Origin of the sequence: Pseudomonas sp. B22129, assembly GCF_044218875.1 — a bacterium.
GTDB lineage: Bacteria > Pseudomonadota > Gammaproteobacteria > Pseudomonadales > Pseudomonadaceae > Aquipseudomonas.
Genome location: NZ_CP162592.1, coordinates 5,062,762 through 5,080,971 on the forward strand (window position 1 = coordinate 5,062,762; position 18,210 = coordinate 5,080,971).

Consider the following 18,210-nt stretch of genomic DNA (forward strand, 5'->3'; position numbering starts at 1 on the left):
TGAGTCAGCGGGTCGGACGGGCTGCATGTTGCAAAAGTACCGGACTGTTTTGTTTATTAAACACCCGGCCACACGCAAGTTAACAAGAAATCACGAAAAAAAACGACGAATGTCCAGCGCCGTTCATCGGTTGACTAACCAGCGACGTATCGACAGAAATGATGCCGTCTAATCCGCCGGTTCTAGGCGAAGTTTTCGCATTGATGATCGATATCTGCATTTTGCCCAGCACGTTTGCCGCAGCGGATAATGGACCCATCGGTACGCCACCACGAACGGGACCAAGGTCCCAAGGAGTACAGCGATGAAAACGCCACGGCAGTACACACAGCAACCGGGCCACCCTCGGAAAAAGGTCCTGTTTCAGCGCGTCCACAACTCCGCCGATGGTGTGGGGGGCGTCCGCACGTGCCTCTACACCCTCTACCCTGCACACAGACCGCTAGTGCCGGGGTCAAGCCGATGGCCAAGCGCGCCATCAGACCGGCCACACGCGCCACCTCGTGCGATATCCCCTCTTGAGTACGTGATCGACAGATACTGGGAAAACACCCAGCTGCAGGTTGAGATCCTCACGAACGACGGGCATCGCGTGTCATGGGTAACGCTAATCACCTGCCAGGACTGGCGTGCGGGTGCAATTCTCGGCTGGCGTCTTACCCTCGGCCGGGCGGCCGGCAAGCCTGGATCGGCCGCAGTTGGCATAACCTGGCGATCGGTGTCGAAGCTGAACACACTGCTGAATCACCTATCCACAGGGTGTTGGATTAGGCGTGAGATGCGCGGATCTGCGGGATCAGCGTCCCGTTTCCGAGATCGCGATGAGCGCCTCATTACCCGCTCTGGCAGGGCGAAGTGAATGTCAACTCCACCACTGATCGCCGAGGCATTTCTTGCCATCCGCCCACAGACGACATTCAACGCCCTCGCATGCGGGTGCCATGAGGGCGGGTGAAGCTTGATGTACTTAAAAGGACGCTGCGCTGAGCTATTTCCGGCGTAGCCCAGAAAGCGCGCGGAGGGACCCGCCTCTCTACGCGAGTTACCAAATTGAGTTTCAGCGCCCGACGCCCGGCTTCCCCAATGCAACCTCAACATGCGCTGTCGACGCTCGACTCACCCCCCTCTGAGAGGAGAGATGTCATGTCTGCATTACCCAATCGTCCCATGGAATACCTTGCCCGTGCGCCGTTGACCAAAGGGCGCCCAGGCAGTCGAGTCACGTTTTTCCCATCACGAAAGAATGGCGGCCCATTGGCTTGCGGCAATCTGCTGCAGGCTGATTACTGCGTCCATCTGGAATATCGCCAGGACGTCGTCACCTACCAATGTCGGCCTCCCACCGTGTGCTGCGACGCTCTTCGTTACAAAGCCGATTTCCTCGTTGTGCTAAACAACGGTTCAGAGGTTTATCTCAAGTTTCTACCACCCGACGCTCAACCAAGAGGGTTTATCCGACACCCACAACAGGCGATGGAGGCGATGCTTCAGGATCGCAATCTATTGTTTGCTTGGCTGGTTCCCCAAGACCTTCCTCATGCTCTCGTCAGCTACAACCTTCGGTACCTCTATCACAACGGTTTTTGCAGCTCTCAGGGCGCGGCACGACAGGCGCGCAATCGAGTTGATGCGATGCCAGACCACCGGGCGACTGTCGAAGCAATGGTTGCCAGTGGCGTCGCAATCGCCGATCTCAGTCACGCCATCTTTCTTGACGAACTGCGGATCAACCTTGAACAACCTCTCACTTCACAGACGATGATAAATGGAGGTCGGGATGGGCAGCTTTGAATTCAAAATCGGTGAACACTATCGCTATCGAGGCCAACGGTTTCAGATCGTCGATCTACATGGTGAGTGCGTACAAATGCGCGCTCTCGAAGGTTGCAAGATCGTGCTGCGCCAGACCCACGAAATGCTGCTTCGGGCGATCAAGCGTGGGGACCTCGTTAAAGATCAGGAAGCGCCCATTGAGAAAGATCCACAAAAAATCCTCTCGGGCCTGCCTGAAGCCTATTCGAAAGCGTTCAACCGAATCGCGTACTACACGCAGGGACTGATGGAGGGTTTGCACGGAAAAATGCCAAACAAACGCGCTCTGGTACTGATCAACAAACTGGCGAAGGCAAACAATGACATCAGTCCGCCCAGCCTGAGTACCGCGCGTAGTTGGGTCCGGAAGTTTTGCAAGTCCGGTTATAGCTATCTGTCACTCATTCCGAGCAGAAAACAAAAGGCGAAACATCGGCTGGAGCTTCAGCCTTGGGAGACTCAGGAGATCATCAAACGGCAGATCAAGGAGTTTTACCTGACGGCAGAGCCCGCCTGTAAAACCGAAGTGATCGACGCCATCGTTCTGGAACTTGAAGCGTTCAATGAGGGCAGACCCAAGCCCGACCAGTTAAAAATACCTTCGCCGTCGACCCTCAATCGGATCCTGCGCGAGTTGGATGCTTACGAAACGGCCAGTGCTCAACATGGCAGCAACTATGCCCAGAAAAAGCAAGGCTGGACGCTCAAGCGGCGGCGCTCGGGGCGACTATTCGAATTGGTGGAAGCCGACACTCAGCAGATGCACGTAATGGTCGTTAATAACCGCGGCGAAGTGATCGGTCGCCCCTACCTGACCGTATTCCTAGAGGTCTGTACACGGATGCCCTACGCCTGGAGCATCGGATTTAATCCACCCTCCCTGGATACCACCTTACAGACACTCAAGTTGTCGTTATCCAGCGATAACATGTATGGCGGTGTCGCAGTGCGCTACGTGTTCGACAGCGGACCCGAGTTCATAGCAGATAACCTCCGGCGCATCATCGCGCTGTTGGGCGGTGAAGTGTGCTATTGCGAGCCGGCCACTGGCAACCAAAAACCTCACATTGAAGCCTTTTTTGGCGTTTGGTCGAAAGAGATTGCCCACGTGATGCCCGGCACCACCTTTTCTAACATCGCCGCACGTGGCGATTACGACTCTGAAAAAAATGCGCGGTTGACCATTGAGGAATTAAGGGATTTGTTCGGACGCTGGGTAAAAGAGGTGTATTGCGAGCGCGTGCATAGCAGCCTGAACACCTCCCCCCGACTGGCATGGGAGGCGGAATACTCGACAATGTTTGCGCCACGGCGCTATTCGCCCTCGGAACTTCGCCAGTACTTCCTAGGCGCGTTCACAGCATCGCCTCAGCAGGGGCGGCTACGGTACAGGTCGCTGTTTTGGACAGGTCCCGCCGTGTCGTACCTTGCCAATCGTCAACCCAAAGTGGAAAAACTCCAAGTCTATTACGACCCAAGTGATTTGGGTCATGCCTGGGCCTGCCACCCCAGCTTTCCCGAAGATCTACTTGAACTGCAAGCGGTCGATCCTGATTACCAGGAAGGGCTCACCATGCACCTGCATGAATTGACGCTTAAACGCCTGAAAACCGAACGCGAAGCCTTTAACCCGCGCAATGCACGGCGGGCCCGAGTGGCGCTGCTGCGTGAATTGGCAAAGGTGAAAACTCGCGCACAACGGAGCCAACACCAACGCGCTGTAGAAACAGGCTCATTGGAAAAATCACGCAAAAAGCCGGCGATGATATCGCCCAAAAACGCTGATCCGGGATCGTCATACCCTAACCACGGAGACACACCTGACGACTATTCGTCTGTGGAAATCTGACGCCATGCTTATCCGTTCAGGCACCACTTTGTCCCCGGACACACCTGTGAATTGCTGCGGTAAGACGTGCAGCCGTTAACGAACATCACCGAGTCACAGCGCAGCAAGTGGCAGTCAGTAAAAGAGCGCTCAAGGGAGGGCTCCCATAGTTATTCGGTGAAAGCGAAGAGCCCAGCCATTCAGGGTGCCGCCGAACGACGCGCTTGGTCTGGCTCTATCAACCGCATTCGTTTCATCTCTCAGCCTAGCAGGCTGAAAAAATTGAGGTGCATCGCAATGGAATCCGACGTCCAAACCATCGTTAAAGCCTTCAAAGCCAAAATTGTCTTCCACCCCCGCTATAGGCAAGCGTGCTCGCAAATACAAAATGCGATCGAAAACACAGAGGCGCTGGGTGAACCGGTATGTGCATTGCTTCGCGGCCCAAGTGGTACTGGAAAATCCACACTGTGCTATTACTTTCGAAAGCTTCACAGCGGTGACTCGGTGATTCGTCGTGATGATGGAACCTACGTGAATTTACCCGTTTTCTATTGCGAGGTCCCATCACCTGCAACGGTCAAGGGGTTGATTACAAATATGCTCCGCTTGCTCATTAATGACACTCCCAATGGTACCATCGAGAAACTTACCCACCAACTCGTCACTTGTTTAAAAACGAGCCAAGTGAAAATCATTTTTCTCGACGAGGTACAACGTATCTGTTTTACCAGTGTTGCCGAAAAAATTCGTCTCGACTCTTTACAATGGATCGTCTCGCTTCTGAATATCTCTGGAATACCCGTAATCCTTTCGGGCACGAACCTCTGCAAAGACATCCGGCTTGCAGATGAGGCATTTGAAAACCGATATCCATATTCCGCTGAATTATCAAACTTCACCTACGCCGAGGACGGCGGGTCCGATTATTTCGCAACATTAAAACATTTAGATATCGCAATGTACGAAATAGCAGGACTTGCCAAGGGTGTACATCTTAACGATCCAACTATAGCGGCACCACTCTTCGTCGGCACACGCGGCAACTTGAAGAGGATGCGATTGATCATTAATGACGCGTTAAAGACCTGCCTGCGTAGAGGTACACCGCGCGAACTTAAGTTAGATGATTTTTTCACCGCATGCCAGTACGTAGATTTGTCAAAAAATTTGTCTGTTGGTAACCCTTTCGCCCTATCCTACGACGACTCGCTAAAGCTCGCATTGGGCTGTGAGGAAATCGATGATGACTAGGCTATTATTCATTCCTAAACCACTATTTGAGGAAAGTCCAACAAGCATTCTTAAACGAATGGCTGTTCGGCATGGTTGCCGATCCCACGCGGACTTAAAGAGTCTTTTAGGGCCTACCTGCTACAGCGGATCGCTCATATCATGCACACACTCCATCATTCAGAATATAGCAAATCGTGCTGGCGAAATGAGAGAAGATTTTTTGAGCGGTTTCTACGAGCCCCTTGGGCCGTTAAATGCTGCTCCACCACTAAAGATTTCTGGGATCGTAGTCAACGCTGAAATGATCCGAAAAAATGGTGCGGCCTTTTGTTCTGAGTGTTGGTATTCGGGGCATGAGCATTACATCAAAGACATAAAACTATGCCGCCACTGCCCTCTGCACTTCAGAAAGTACTTAACACACTGCCCTAACTGCCATACCAAACTTTACTGGCACGCACCACTTTATAGACTTTGCAGTTGTAAACATGAGTTAATTTCACCAACTTGCTTACCAGAAGAAGCGAAAATCGAACAAAAACTGCTGGATATATTTAGAAAAGAAGATAGTACAAACTTTACGCAACTCGTAAAATACCTAAAACAACTTGGACACCGACTCGATCTTGATAATTCGTGTCCGCTCGACAGATGTTTGCTCTCCATGGCGTTTGCACTACTGGAAGATGACATGACGGCTGTGCTTGTTGAGCTCGAAAGGCTGCATGCTTTTTACCCCGGAATTCCAAAAAGAATTATTTGCGCAAAAACAGCACTTATATCGCACCCCAAACTCCGAAATTGCGTTAAAGCCTTCCTACGCAAGAAGTCTGACAATTCCGCCCTAGAAACCAATCTGCTATCGCAGTCGGTCCCACCCTTTACGCTATCGCAGGCTCAGATCTGCGCATGGCTCAAATTGTTACAAAATCATCGGAAAATCATATGGGAATCCTACGATATTAAAGCGAAAAAAGGCCGATATAGCTGGAGTAAAGCCATAACCATTTCAGAACATGCACTGAGAATGAAGCTCTGTAGCGGCTTCAAAAAAACAAAACCTATGACACAGGGCATCGTGACAAAAGAACTGCAAAAAAAACTAATGCTCAGTGCCGAAGCAATAAATTACGCGACGAAAGAAGGTCTATTGACCCGCCTGCTGGGCCCAGATAGAAAAATGTATTTCGCACTTGAAGACACAAACAATTTCTCTAAAAAATTTATATCAGTTCAGCTACTATCCAAGCAATCAAACATTTCAACCTCACAAATACGCGACGCTGCCAAGCGTTTAAAAATACCTCCACTTGAATTCAAAAGCAGCATTCTTCGTCTGCATTTGCTGAGTACACAAACCAGCCTCGCAATTATAGAATGCCATAGAACAACAAGCCACTCCAAAAAAAACAAATTTGTTATACCACTTTCAACCTCCCTACTTCGACATATTCCAACCGCATCAGAAACATGGCTAACCACCAAAGAATCGGGAAAAATACTCGGAATTTGCGCGACCCTCGTATGCCGCCTAATCAAAGCAGGTTTACTTAACGGAGCAAAGCAAAAACAAATAGGCAAGGGGTATTTAATCAATGCAACCACCATCTATAACTTCAAAGCTAAATATGTCAGCACAGTCGAAGCCGCGACACTATTAGACTGTAAACTCCAAGACACCTACAAACTACTAACATCCCTTGGAATATCTTCGGTGACCGGACCTGAAGTTGATAAAAATATCGTCAACTATTATTACAGAGACAAAGTACTAGCCCATGCCTGCACGGCTAAACGACTGCAGAGAGAAAGGAAACTTGGATATACGATTCCAGAAGTAAAAAAGACACTCCGCATTACGACACCAAGTATTTTAACCATGATAAAAACTGGCCGACTTAAACTAGTCGATCGAAAACTACCAAGAACCCGCCTAATAAAAAGAAGTTGTGTTGATAACTTTTATGACAACTACGCAAGATCATCAACTCTCTCCACCTGGCTAAATTTGCCTTTTGCTAGAGGCAGCTTGTCCAAAGTACTTAATAGGTTAGGGATACATCCAATAAGTGGGCCAAACATCGACGGATCCAAAACACCTATTTATGCAATCATAGACGTTGCAAAAATTTTCCCTGTAACATCTTACATTAAAGCAAATGAGACGCCATGCAACAGGAATATGCCGTTAATTCACGTATCCACGCTATTGAAAAAATATGATATATATAGGGTTTCCTTTGGATGGCTATTTCTAACCTCTGGCTTTGCCGTTCCGATTCAAGTGGGGAGGATTACTTATATAAGCCAAGAAGACGCCTCAAAAATTGAAGCAATTCTGGATAAGTATTGTACACATGCTCAAGCAGATCGCTATCTTGGACACCCACAAATCGGCTCGAACTTAGTAAAAAACAAAAAGCTTGATACGTTCTACCCTTTAATAGGCTATAGAGATCATCCGATGATTCTTAAATCTCAACTAAAAGGGTACGCAGAAAAATACTGTAGCACATAACTTCCATAAAACTCTCTGCACGTCGGCGCCCGCCAATAATCTCGCACGCCAAAACAACTGCTTGACATATCTAAAAAATATAGCAACTCTTCCAAAAAGCCTAGACCAAAATAAAAACCAGCCTATTTTGCTCCACTCCCCACAAATTACGGCTCATTTTGGCATTTACTATACAAGTCATTTTGACAAACCCTGCTAAATCAACGTCACTTTTCGATGGTTACCATGATAAATGGGGCCCACATTTGGAATGCATTCCCATGTGGGAGCTGGCTTGCCTGCGATGAGGCCAGCACCAACACCATAAAAATAAAGTGTGGAACCCGAACCATGCGCCACCTGCCCTCCCTCAACATGCTCCGCGTCTTCGAAGAAGTCGCCCGCCACCGCAGCTTCAGCCAGGCCGCCGTGGGCCTCAACGTCACCCAAGGCGCAGTCAGCCGCCAGATCAAGCAACTGGAAGACTACCTTGGCGTCGCCCTCTTCATCCGCACGCCCCAGGGCCTGTCCCTGACCGAGGCCGGTTTCGCCCTCTCCCCACACCTGAGCGACGCCTTCGACCATATCGAACGCGCCCTGCAAGCCGTGCGCGTGCCCAACCTGCGCCAGCGCCTGCGCATCGTGGCGCCGCCGACCTGGGCCACGCGCTGGCTGTCGGCGCACTTGCGACGCTTTTGCGAGCGCTACCCGGATATCAACCTCAGCGTCACCCACCAGAACAGCCACGCCAGCCTGGCCGAAATCGACTGCCAGATCCGTTTCGGCCTGGAGGCGAACGCCCATTGCAGCAGTGAACTGTTGGTCATGGAGCGCCACATCGCCGTGGCCAGCCCGGAGCTGTTTACCGATGGCCAACCGCCGGACCTGCGCCGCTCACCGCTGCTGCATATCCTGCACGACGGCAAGCGCTTGAAGGTCTGGGAAAACTGGCTGGCAGCCATGGGCCGGGAGGATATCGATGCGGACCAGGGCCTGGAATTCAGCACCCTGGACCAGGTGATTCACACCGCCCTGGCAGGCGGCGGTTTGGCGGTGATCGACCGGCAGATGATCGAGCGTGAACTGGCCAACGGCAGCCTCGTGCCGATCACCCCCGTGGAAGTGATCGGCCCGTATGGCTATTGGCTGGACGTGGCGACGGACAAACAGGGTTTATCCAAGGTTCGCCTGTTTACGCAGTGGCTGGGCCAGGTCAGCAACCCCTGACACCGGCGGTGCCTCGGCCTTGCACGCTTGGTTCAGGGTCAGGGACTTGGTCTCCGGTGCCCAGGCCCAGGAAATCATTGCGCCGAACACCAGAATCGCCGCGAGAATGCCCATGGTCGGGCTCAAGCCAATGCCCGCCACACTCACCGGCAACAGGAACGTGCTGACCGCCGAGCCCAGCCGGCTCACCGCCGTGGCCAGGCCGATGCCGCTGGCGCGCACTTCGGTGGGAAAGCTTTCTGCCGGGAACACGCCCACCAGGTTGCTCACCGCCGACAACACCAGCGTGAACACACCAAAGGTCATGACCATCAACCACGCCAGGCTGCCCGGCAACACCGCCAGCAGGAACAATGCCGCCGCGAGGATGATGAACGAGTTGATCAAAAAGCCCCGGCGCGAGAACTTCACCGTGCACCAGATACCAATCAACGCGCCGACAATCAGCAGCATATTCAGCAGCAGCTCGGTGCCAAAGCCCTGGGACAAGCCCATCTTCTGCAGGATCGACGGCAGGAAGGTGTAGATGGCGAAGTACGGCATCACAATGCACACAAAGAACAGGCAGTTGAACGCCGTGCGCTTGCGGTATTCACGGCTGAACAGCACGCCGTAGCCCGAACGGGTTTGCGTGGTGGGTTCTTCATCCAGCACCACGTGTTCGCCCAGGTGCTTCTTGACGATGGCACGGGCTTCGGCAATGCGCCCCCGGTTGACCAGCCAGCGCGGCGATTCCGGGGTGCCGATACGGGCGATCAGGATCAGACCGGCCGGGATGGCCGAAGACGCCAACATCCAGCGCCAGGCGTCATCACCGAGGCTGAGCATAGCGGTGCCGACAAAGGTCGCGGCCACGTAGCCGAAGGTCCAGATCACACTGAACGAACCGAGCAGCACGCCGCGATGCTTCTTCGGCGAAAACTCCGCGAGCATGGCGTGGCCGACACTGAAGTCACCGCCCAGGCCAATGCCGATCAGGATGCGGCACAGCAACAGGCCCATGGCAGTTTCGGCGTAGAACTGCATCACCGAGGCCACGGTGATCAGCACAAAGCTGACCAGGAAAATTTTCTGCCGACCAAGGGTGTCGGAGATCCAGCCGAAAAACAGGCTGCCCAGAAACAGGCCGATCAGGGCCGAAGCGCCGATCAAGCCTTGCCAGAAGGCATCAAGGTGCATCTGGGGGCTGAGCAGGGTGAAGGCGATACCGATCAGGCCAAGGATATAGCCGTCGGTGAAATGCGCGCCGAAGGTGAGGCCGGCGATTTTCAGGTGGAAACGGCCGATGGGCAGGTCGTCGATATTGACGGGTTGAGCGGTCATGGGTGTTCTCCATATTGTTTTTCTTGACGGAGTAACAGCGGGCTTGCGCCTTGTGGTGCTCTTTGTGGGAGCTGGCTTGCCTGCGATAGCGGTGGGTCAGGTAACACAAGGCAGCTGGCAGACCGCTATCGCAGGCAAGCCAGCTCCCACAGGGGTCGAGGGTGTTTTAAAGGCCGCCCATCAACAGGTATTTGATCTCCAGGTAATCCTCCAGCCCGTATTTGGAACCCTCTCGGCCCAGGCCCGATTCCTTGATGCCGCCAAACGGCGCGACTTCGGTGGAGATGATCCCTTCATTGATCCCGACCATGCCGGCTTCCAGGCCCTCGGCCATGCGCCATACACGGCCGATATCGCGGCTGTAGAAGTAAGCGGACAACCCAAACGGCGTGTCATTGGCGCGTTCCAGCACCTCGGCTTCATCCTTGAAGCGGAAGCACGCGGCCACCGGGCCGAAGGTTTCTTCCTGAGCGATCAGCATGTCGCCGCTGGCTTCGGTGAGGATGGTCGGCTCGAAGAAGGTACCCCCCAGCGCATGGCGACGGCCGCCGCACAACAGCTTGGCGCCCTTCTCCAGCGCGTCGCCCACGTGGGCTTCGACCTTGGCCAGCGCGGCGGCGTTGATCAGTGGGCCCTGTTCGGTTTCACCCTCCAGCGCACTGCCGACCCGCATGGCGCTGACGGCTTCGGCCAGTTTGCGGGTAAAGGCGTCGTACACACCGTCCTGGATAAAGAAACGGTTGACGCACACACAGGTTTGCCCGGTGTTGCGGAACTTGGAAGCCATGGCGCCTTTGACGGCGGCGTCCAGGTCGGCGTCGTCGAACACAATGAACGGCGCGTTGCCGCCCAGTTCCAGCGAGACTTTTTTCAGGGTGTCCGCCGCCTGGCGCATCAGCAGTTTGCCGGTGCGCGTGGAGCCGGTGAACGACAGCTTGCGCACCACACTGGAGGCTTGCAGCGCGCCGCCGATGGCCACGGCATCGCCGGAGACGATGTTAAACACGCCGGCCGGAATCCCGGCCTGTTCGGCCAGCACCGCCAGCGCAAACGCCGACAACGGCGTTTCTTCCGACGGTTTGAGGATCATGGTGCAACCCGCCGCCAGCGCCGGGCCGACCTTGCGGGTGACCATCGCCAGCGGGAAGTTCCACGGCGTGATCGCCGCGACCACACCGATGGCTTCCTTGACCACGATGATGCGCGCATCAGCCTTGTGGCTCGGAATCACGTCGCCATAGGCACGCTTGGCTTCCTCGCCAAACCACTCCAGAAAGCTCGCGGCGTAGACCACTTCGCCCATGGCTTCGGCCAACGGCTTGCCCTGCTCCAGGCTGAGCAGCTGCGCGAGGTCTTTCTGGTTGCTGAGCATCAACTCGCTCCAGCGCTTGAGGCGCTGGCTGCGTTCCTTGGCGGTGAGCTTGCGCCAGGCCGGCAAGGCGCGGTTGGCGGCGTCGATAGCCAGATCTGTTTCTTCGGCGGCGGCGCGCTGAACGTCAACAATCAGCGCGCCATTGGCCGGGTTGGCCACCGGGTATGTCGGCCCACCGCTGGACCATTGGCCATCGATGTAGTTGCCAGTACGGATCAGCGGGTTCATGCCACGGCCTCGATCAGGTTGAAACGGTCCAGGCCCGGGCGGGCCTCACGCAGGATGCGCTTGCCGGCGGTGTAATCGTTGATCACATCGCACGGGGTGTAGTTGCGTTCCAGCTCGTGGAGTTCTTCGGCATCCAGCTGGGTGTCCAGTGCGGCCAGCGCGCTGTCGAACTGCGCGGTGGTGTCGGCGCCCACCAGCATCACATCGACGCCCGGGTGGTTGGCGACCCAGGCCTGGGCGATTTGTGCGTTGGAGACGCCACGGGCGCGGGCCACGCGTTGTACCGAGTGAGCGATGTCGAACGACGCCTGGTCGCTGTACATCTGCTGGGTAAAGAAGTCGGTCTGGTTGCGCGTTGACTGCACCTCGCCGGTGAGCAAACCACGGGCCAGCGGGCTGAACACCGAGACGCCGAGGCCCTGGTCGCGGCAGAACGGGATCATCTCGCGCTCTTCTTCGCGGTAGGCGCAGTTCAGTTGCAACTGCATGTTGATCGGCTTGACCCAACCGTTGCGCTCGCAAGCCATGAGGATCTTGGCCAGTTGGCCGGTGAGCATGGTCGACACGCCGATGTAGCGGGCCTTGCCGGAACGCACGATGTCGTTCAGCGCGCCCATGGTTTCCTCGACCGGGGTGTTCACGTCGAAGTAATGCAGCATGAACACATCGACGTAATCCATGCCCAGGCGGCTCAAGGACAAGTCGATGCTGTCCATGATGTGTTTGCGCGAATGGCCGCTGGCGTTGATGCCGCTGCGGGTGCCGTAGCCGACTTTGGTGGTGACCACGATGTCATCGCGGCGCGCCACGCGCTTGAGGATGCGCCCCACCACTTCTTCGCCGACGCCGGCGGAATAGAAGTCAGCCAGGTCGATGAAGTTGACGCCGTTGGCCAGGGCGTGGGCGACGATCGGCTCACTTTGCTTTTCGTCGAAGATCCACGGTTTCCAGTCCGGGGTACCCATGTTCATGGTGCCCAGGCACAGGCGCGAGACTTGCAGGCCGGAGTTGCCCAGTCGAGTGTATTGCATGGGATTCTCCTCAGGCCTTTGGCGTGTAGAAAGGGTTGCTGATGTGGTTGACCACGTCCGCCAGTTGCGCGGTGTAGGGCGTGCCGGTCAGGGCGGCGCGGATCGCGGTGCGGCAGGCGTTGTAGTTGTTCAGGTAGACGGCATCGAGGTCATCGCAGCTTGGGTTGACCCAGTTGGCGGTGACGATGGCCCACTCGTCTTCAGCTTCCGGTGGCAAGGTGCCGTCGAGCAAGGCTTCCAGCACGGCCTTGGCGATACCGGCCTGGGAGGCGCCCCAGGTGGCGTTGCCGTGCAGGTCGCTGTTGATTTCGGCTTTGTTGACGTAAAGGGTCATGGGTTTGACCGGGATGTTCGGCTGGGCGATCACCATGAACGGGCAGTGACCCTGGCTTGGCGACGCCAGGCTATTGGCAAACGCCTGGCCGGCCGGGCCGTTGCGCGGGCCGATGAGGATGTTGATGTGGGCAGCATTGACGCCTGGGCCTTCGAAGCCTTCGCCGATGTACAGATCAAGTGCTTTCATTTCGCAAACGCTCGTTGTTGTTATGGGGAGCTTGTCTGCGAATTTTTTAGCACTGGGCTACGGGGTGGCCGTAACCATTAAAAGTCATGGGGCTGTGAGTTTTTCTCATGCCCCCTGCGGCGATCGGGGCTGTCTTGTTCGTTGACCAACCTTGTTACACCCCATATAGTGTGCCCACAAACAGAACAGACCACTACATAGTGTGCAGTATCGGTATTTACCGACCACACTCAGCGCACTTTTTCAATGCCTAAGTAGCCTGCAAAACACCTATTTTTCGAGTACCAGGAAGGAGAATTTCAATGCTGAGTTGGGATGAAGTCGACAACGAAGACACCGGTGCAGCGGTGATCAAGGGCGCCAACGCCGGCCACGCCACCGAAGCCAACATGGACCGCCTCGACGGAGCCGGCGCCGCCGCCGCCATCGAAGCCCGCGCCGTCACCGCCAATGACTCCGCCGCCATCGTGCGCGCCAAGGCTGCGCTGGACAGCCTCGACGTCGCCGAAGGCCTCGCCGAACTGGAAGGCGCCTCCGCCCGCGTCGCCGTTGACGAAAAACGCATGATCAACTGCCGCGCCGACCTCAACCAACTCGTACCCTTCAAGTACGACTGGGCCTGGCAAAAATACCTCGACGGCTGCGCCAACCACTGGATGCCGCAAGAGGTCAACATGACCGCCGACATCGCCCTGTGGAAAAACCCCGAAGGCCTGACCGACGACGAACGCCGCATCGTCATGCGCAACCTGGGCTTCTTCTCCACCGCCGACTCGTTGGTTGCGAACAACCTGGTGTTGGCCGTGTACCGCCTGATCACCAACCCGGAGTGCCGCCAGTACATCCTGCGCCAGGCCTTCGAAGAAGCGATCCACACCCACGCGTATCAGTACTGCATCGAATCGTTGGCGATGGATGAAGGCGAGATCTTCAACATGTACCACGAGATTCCATCGGTCGCGAAAAAGGCCGCTTGGGGTTTGAAATACACCCGCTCGATCTCCGATCCGAAGTTCGAAACCGGCACTGTTGAGACTGATAAAGAGCTGCTGCGCAACCTCGTTGCCTACTACTGCGTTCTTGAAGGCATCTTCTTCTATTGCGGCTTCACCCAGATTCTGTCGATGGGCCGTCGCAACAAAATGACCGGCGTGGCCGAGCAGTTCCAGTACATCCTGCGGGATGAGTCGATGCACCTGAACTTCGGTATCGATGTGATCAACCAGATCAAAATCGAAAACCCGCATTTGTGGGATGCCGAGATGAAGGAAGAAGCGACCCAGATGATTTTGCAGGGGACGCAGCTGGAGATTGAATATGCGCGGGATACCATGCCTCGCGGCGTGCTCGGCATGAATGCGGCGATGATGGAAGACTACTTGAAGTTCATCGCCAACCGTCGTCTGTCGCAGATTGGTCTCAAAGAAGAGTATCCGGGAACAACCAACCCGTTCCCGTGGATGAGCGAGATCATGGACTTGAAGAAAGAGAAAAACTTCTTCGAGACCCGTGTGATTGAGTACCAGACCGGCGGCGCGCTGAGCTGGGACTAATCAACCACACAGATCCAAACTGTGGGAGCGGGCTTGCTCGCGAATGCAATATGTCAGCTACCTATCCGGTGACTGATGCACCGCTTTCGCGAGCAAGCCCGCTCCCACAGTTTTAGATTTGCGGTGTTTCACAGACTTTGCAAAATGCCCTCTATGCCCAATCAAACCATCAAGACCCCCTGCGTCGGCCTGTGCTCCACCGTCTATGGGGACCTCGTGTGCCGGGGCTGCAAACGCTATCACCATGAAGTGATCCAGTGGAACGGCTACAACGCCGAGGAAAAACAGGCGGTGTGGCGGCGCCTGGAGCAATTGCTGGTGCAGGTGATGGCCAGCAAGCTCGAGGTGTTTGATCCGCACTTGCTGCGCCAGCAACTGGAAGCCCGCAAGATCCGTTTTGTGCCGCATCAATCACCGTATTGCTGGGCTTATCAGTTGATTGCCCGGGGGGCGCGGGTGATTTCCAGGCTGGATGCCTACGGCTTGGCGTTGTTGCCGGAGTTCCGCGAGCGCCATCTGGCGGACTTGCGCGATGCGATTGACCGGGAGTTCTTTCTGTTGTCCGAGGCGCATTACGAGCGGTATATCGCACCGGGCTTTCTGAATGAAGCATTCGGGCCGGCCCTGATCGCCACGCTCTAACCCACACCACAAAACAGTGTGGGAGCTGGCTTGCCTGCGATAGCGGTGTATCAGCCAAACATTGGCTGACTGACACTCCGCTATCGCAGGCAAGCCAGCTCCCACACTTGACCTCTGTTGGTCAGGAGACCCAGGACGCGTCACGCTCCGCCTGCAAGCCATACTTCTCAATCGCCTGTTGGCACACCTCCCGCGCCAGACTCCCCTGCTCCACCAACGCCGTCAGCGCCGCCAGCACAATGTGATGCCGGTCCACCTCAAAGAAATCCCGCAACGCCGCCCGCGTATCACTGCGCCCAAACCCGTCCGTACCCAGTACCGTGTAACCCGAGTCCAGATACGCGCCGATCATCTGCGGCACCGCCCGCACGTAGTCGGACACGGCAACAACCGGCGCGCCTTTGGGCAAACAAGCCTTCACATGGCTGACCCGCGCCGCTTCCTGCGGGTGCAGGCGGTTCCAGCGTTCCACCTCCCGCGCGTCCCGTGCCAGTTCACTGAAACTGGTGACGCTGAACACCTCGCTCGCCACTTGCCAATCCTCGGCCAGCAACTGCGCCGCCGCTTGCGCCTCGCGCACCAGCGTGCCGGAACCGAGCAGGCGCACCTTGGCATCAGCCGCGCCTTCCAGGCGATACATGCCCTTGATAATCGCGGCCTCGACGCCCTCGGGCAGGCTTGGCTGGGGGTAGTTTTCGTTCATCAGGGTCACGTAGTAGAACTCGTCGACATCGTGTTCCAGCATCTGGCGCATGCCGTGGTCGAGGATCACTGCAAATTCACCGGCGAATGCCGGGTCGTAGGCACGGCAATTCGGCACCGTGGCGGCCGTGAGGTGGCTGCTGCCGTCCTGATGCTGCAAGCCTTCGCCGCCCAAAGTGGTACGGCCCGCCGTGGCACCGAGCAGGAACCCTCGGGCGCGCTGGTCGGCGGCGGCCCAGATCAAGTCGCCGACGCGCTGGAAGCCGAACATCGAGTAATAAATGTAGAAAGGCAACATGCGCAGGCCGTGCACCGAATAACTGGTGGCCGCCGCCACCCAGGAACTGATGGCGCTGGCCTCGCTGATGCCCTCCTCCAGGATCTGCCCGTCGGTGGCTTCGCGGTAGCTGAGGATCGAGCCGATGTCTTCCGGCTCATAACGCTGGCCGACGCTGGAATAGATGCCGATCTGCTTGAACAGGTTGGCCATGCCGAAGGTGCGCGCCTCGTCCGCGACGATGGGCACGATGCGCGGGCCGAGGGCCTTGTCCTTGAGCAGGTTGGTGAGCATGCGCACGAAGGCCATGGTCGTGGACATTTCCTTGCCCGCCGCCAAAGTGGCGAATCCGGCGTACCCCTCAACCGGCGGCACGCTCACAGGCGCCGCAACACGGCTTCGGCTCGGCACATAACCGCCCAGCGCGTTGCGTCGCTGGTGCAGGTAACGCAACTCAAGGCTGTCATCCGCCGGTTTGAAGAAACTCAGCGACTCGGTTTGCTCGTCCGTCAGTGGCAACTGGAATCGATTGCGGAAGGCGATCAATGCCTCGCGATCCAGCTTCTTCTGCTGGTGGGTGGTCATCTTGCCCTGCCCGGCCTCACCCATGCCGAAACCCTTCTTGGTCTGGGCGAGGATCACCGTGGGTTTGCCCTTGACCCGCCGCGCAGCGTGGTAAGCCGCGTGGATCTTGACCATGTCGTGGCCGCCGCGCTTGAGACGGTCGATCTGCTCGTCGCTCATGCCCTCGACCAATTTGGCCAGGGACGGGTTTTGACCGAAAAAGTGTTCGCGGTTGTAGGTACCGTCCTTGGCGGCAAAGGTCTGGAATTGCCCATCCACGGTGTTCGACAAGGTATCCACCAGCGAACCGTCGGTGTCTTTGGCCAGCAACGCATCCCAGTCCGAGCCCCACACCAGTTTGATCACGTTCCAGCCGGCCCCGGCGAACAACGCTTCCAGTTCGTCGATGATCCGCCCGTTGCCACGCACCGGGCCGTCAAGGCGCTGCAGGTTGCAGTTGACCACCCAGGTCAGGTTGTCCAGGCCTTCGCGAGCGGCCAGGGTCAGGGCCGACATGCTTTCCGGCTCGTCCATTTCACCGTCGCCGAACACGCCCCAGACGTGACGGTCGGTGGTGTCCTGCAGGTTGCGGTGTTGCAGGTAGCGCATGAAGCGCGCCTGAAAAATCGAGCTGATCGGGCCGATGCCCATGGAGCCGGTGGGGAACTGCCAGAAGTCCGGCATCAACCACGGGTGCGGGTAGCTGGAGAGCCCACGCGCGCCAGCCAGAGGCCCGCCGATTTCCTGGCGATAGTGGGAAAGGTCCTGTTCGCTCAGGCGCCCTTCGAGGAATGCCCGCGCGTAGATGCCCGGTGCGGAATGCGGCTGATAAAACACCAGGTCGCCGCCGAAACGGTCATTGCGCGCGCGGAAAAAATGGTTGAAACCGACTTCAAACAAATCCGCCGCGCTGGCGTAGCTGGCGATATGCCCGCCAAGCTCGCCGTAGGCCTGATTGGCGCGCACCACCATGGCCAGGGCATTCCAGCGTACAAGCGAAGCCAGGCGCTCTTCGGTGGCGAGGTCGCCGGGAAACGCGGGTTGCTGTTCGACGTTGATGCTATTGATGTACGGCGTACCGTGGCGGGGTTTCCAGTCGATGTGCGGCGCACTGCCTTCGCGGGCCAGCACGTCAAGGATTTGCCGCGCCCTGGCCGGCCCGGCGTTGGCCACCAGCGAGGCCAGGGCGTCACGCCACTCGTCCAGCTCTTGCTGATCCATTGCTGTTTGATTCACTGCACTCGCGAAACCGTTCATGGGCACCTCCGGGCTTTTTTTCCAGTTTATGGCGGTGCCAAAGGATTTTTTGCCTGATATCAGGCGCAGTTTTCATGAATTTGAGCATGAAACACTGCAAAACCTCTTCTCACCAGCACGTTGTGCTTCTGCGCCCAC

At 56.5% G+C, this 18,210-nt stretch carries 12 protein-coding genes; 7 read left to right on the forward strand and 5 right to left on the reverse strand.

The window, feature by feature from the left end:
* Positions 1-1,143: 1,143 nt before the first annotated feature.
* The 5 genes from AB4P94_RS23275 (at position 1,144) to AB4P94_RS23295 (ending at position 8,600) form a co-directional block, all read left to right on the forward strand.
* Positions 1,144-1,791, forward strand: a complete 648-nt coding sequence (locus AB4P94_RS23275) for a hypothetical protein (RefSeq protein ID WP_395607659.1) — start codon at positions 1,144-1,146, stop codon at positions 1,789-1,791.
* Positions 1,778-3,661, forward strand: a complete 1,884-nt coding sequence (locus AB4P94_RS23280; RefSeq protein WP_395607660.1) for a transposase family protein — start codon at positions 1,778-1,780, stop codon at positions 3,659-3,661. The genes AB4P94_RS23275 and AB4P94_RS23280 overlap by 14 nt, the downstream gene beginning before the upstream one ends.
* Before the next feature lie 276 nt (positions 3,662-3,937).
* Positions 3,938-4,894 (forward strand): TniB family NTP-binding protein, encoded by a 957-nt coding sequence (locus AB4P94_RS23285; RefSeq protein ID WP_395607661.1) that lies wholly within the window; start codon positions 3,938-3,940, stop codon positions 4,892-4,894.
* A 187-nt stretch (positions 4,895-5,081) separates the two neighbouring features.
* Positions 5,082-7,394, forward strand: coding sequence for a hypothetical protein (locus tag AB4P94_RS23290; RefSeq protein ID WP_395607662.1), 2,313 nt, complete (start codon positions 5,082-5,084; stop codon positions 7,392-7,394).
* Between the two features lie 330 nt (positions 7,395-7,724).
* A complete protein-coding gene (locus tag AB4P94_RS23295; RefSeq protein WP_395607663.1) occupies positions 7,725-8,600 on the forward strand; it encodes a LysR substrate-binding domain-containing protein in 876 nt (291 codons plus the stop codon).
* On the opposite strand, the gene AB4P94_RS23300 is transcribed toward AB4P94_RS23295, so the two are convergent.
* The 4 genes from AB4P94_RS23300 to fae form a co-directional block, all read right to left on the reverse strand.
* Complete coding sequence (locus AB4P94_RS23300; RefSeq protein WP_395607664.1) at positions 8,547-9,923, reverse strand: MFS transporter; 1,377 nt, start codon at positions 9,921-9,923, stop codon at positions 8,547-8,549. The genes AB4P94_RS23295 and AB4P94_RS23300 overlap by 54 nt on opposite strands.
* Before the next feature lie 166 nt (positions 9,924-10,089).
* A complete protein-coding gene (locus AB4P94_RS23305; RefSeq protein WP_395607665.1) occupies positions 10,090-11,523 on the reverse strand; it encodes an NAD-dependent succinate-semialdehyde dehydrogenase in 1,434 nt (477 codons plus the stop codon).
* A complete protein-coding gene (locus AB4P94_RS23310) occupies positions 11,520-12,554 on the reverse strand; it encodes an aldo/keto reductase (RefSeq protein ID WP_395607666.1) in 1,035 nt (344 codons plus the stop codon). The genes AB4P94_RS23305 and AB4P94_RS23310 overlap by 4 nt, the downstream gene beginning before the upstream one ends.
* Before the next feature lie 10 nt (positions 12,555-12,564).
* Positions 12,565-13,077 (reverse strand): formaldehyde-activating enzyme, encoded by a 513-nt coding sequence (gene fae / locus AB4P94_RS23315; RefSeq protein WP_395607667.1) that lies wholly within the window; start codon positions 13,075-13,077, stop codon positions 12,565-12,567.
* A gap of 302 nt (positions 13,078-13,379) precedes the next feature.
* Here fae and AB4P94_RS23320 point away from each other — a divergent pair, with 302 nt between their 5' ends.
* Positions 13,380-14,630, forward strand: a complete 1,251-nt coding sequence (locus tag AB4P94_RS23320) for a ribonucleotide-diphosphate reductase subunit beta (protein WP_395607668.1) — start codon at positions 13,380-13,382, stop codon at positions 14,628-14,630.
* A gap of 153 nt (positions 14,631-14,783) precedes the next feature.
* Positions 14,784-15,272, forward strand: a complete 489-nt coding sequence (locus AB4P94_RS23325; RefSeq protein WP_395607669.1) for a DUF1289 domain-containing protein — start codon at positions 14,784-14,786, stop codon at positions 15,270-15,272.
* Between the two features lie 121 nt (positions 15,273-15,393).
* Here AB4P94_RS23325 and mdeB read toward each other — a convergent pair whose 3' ends face one another.
* Positions 15,394-18,072: an alpha-ketoglutarate dehydrogenase gene (mdeB, locus tag AB4P94_RS23330; RefSeq protein WP_395607670.1), complete on the reverse strand. Its 2,679-nt coding sequence runs from the start codon at positions 18,070-18,072 to the stop codon at positions 15,394-15,396.
* Positions 18,073-18,210: the final 138 nt, after the last annotated feature.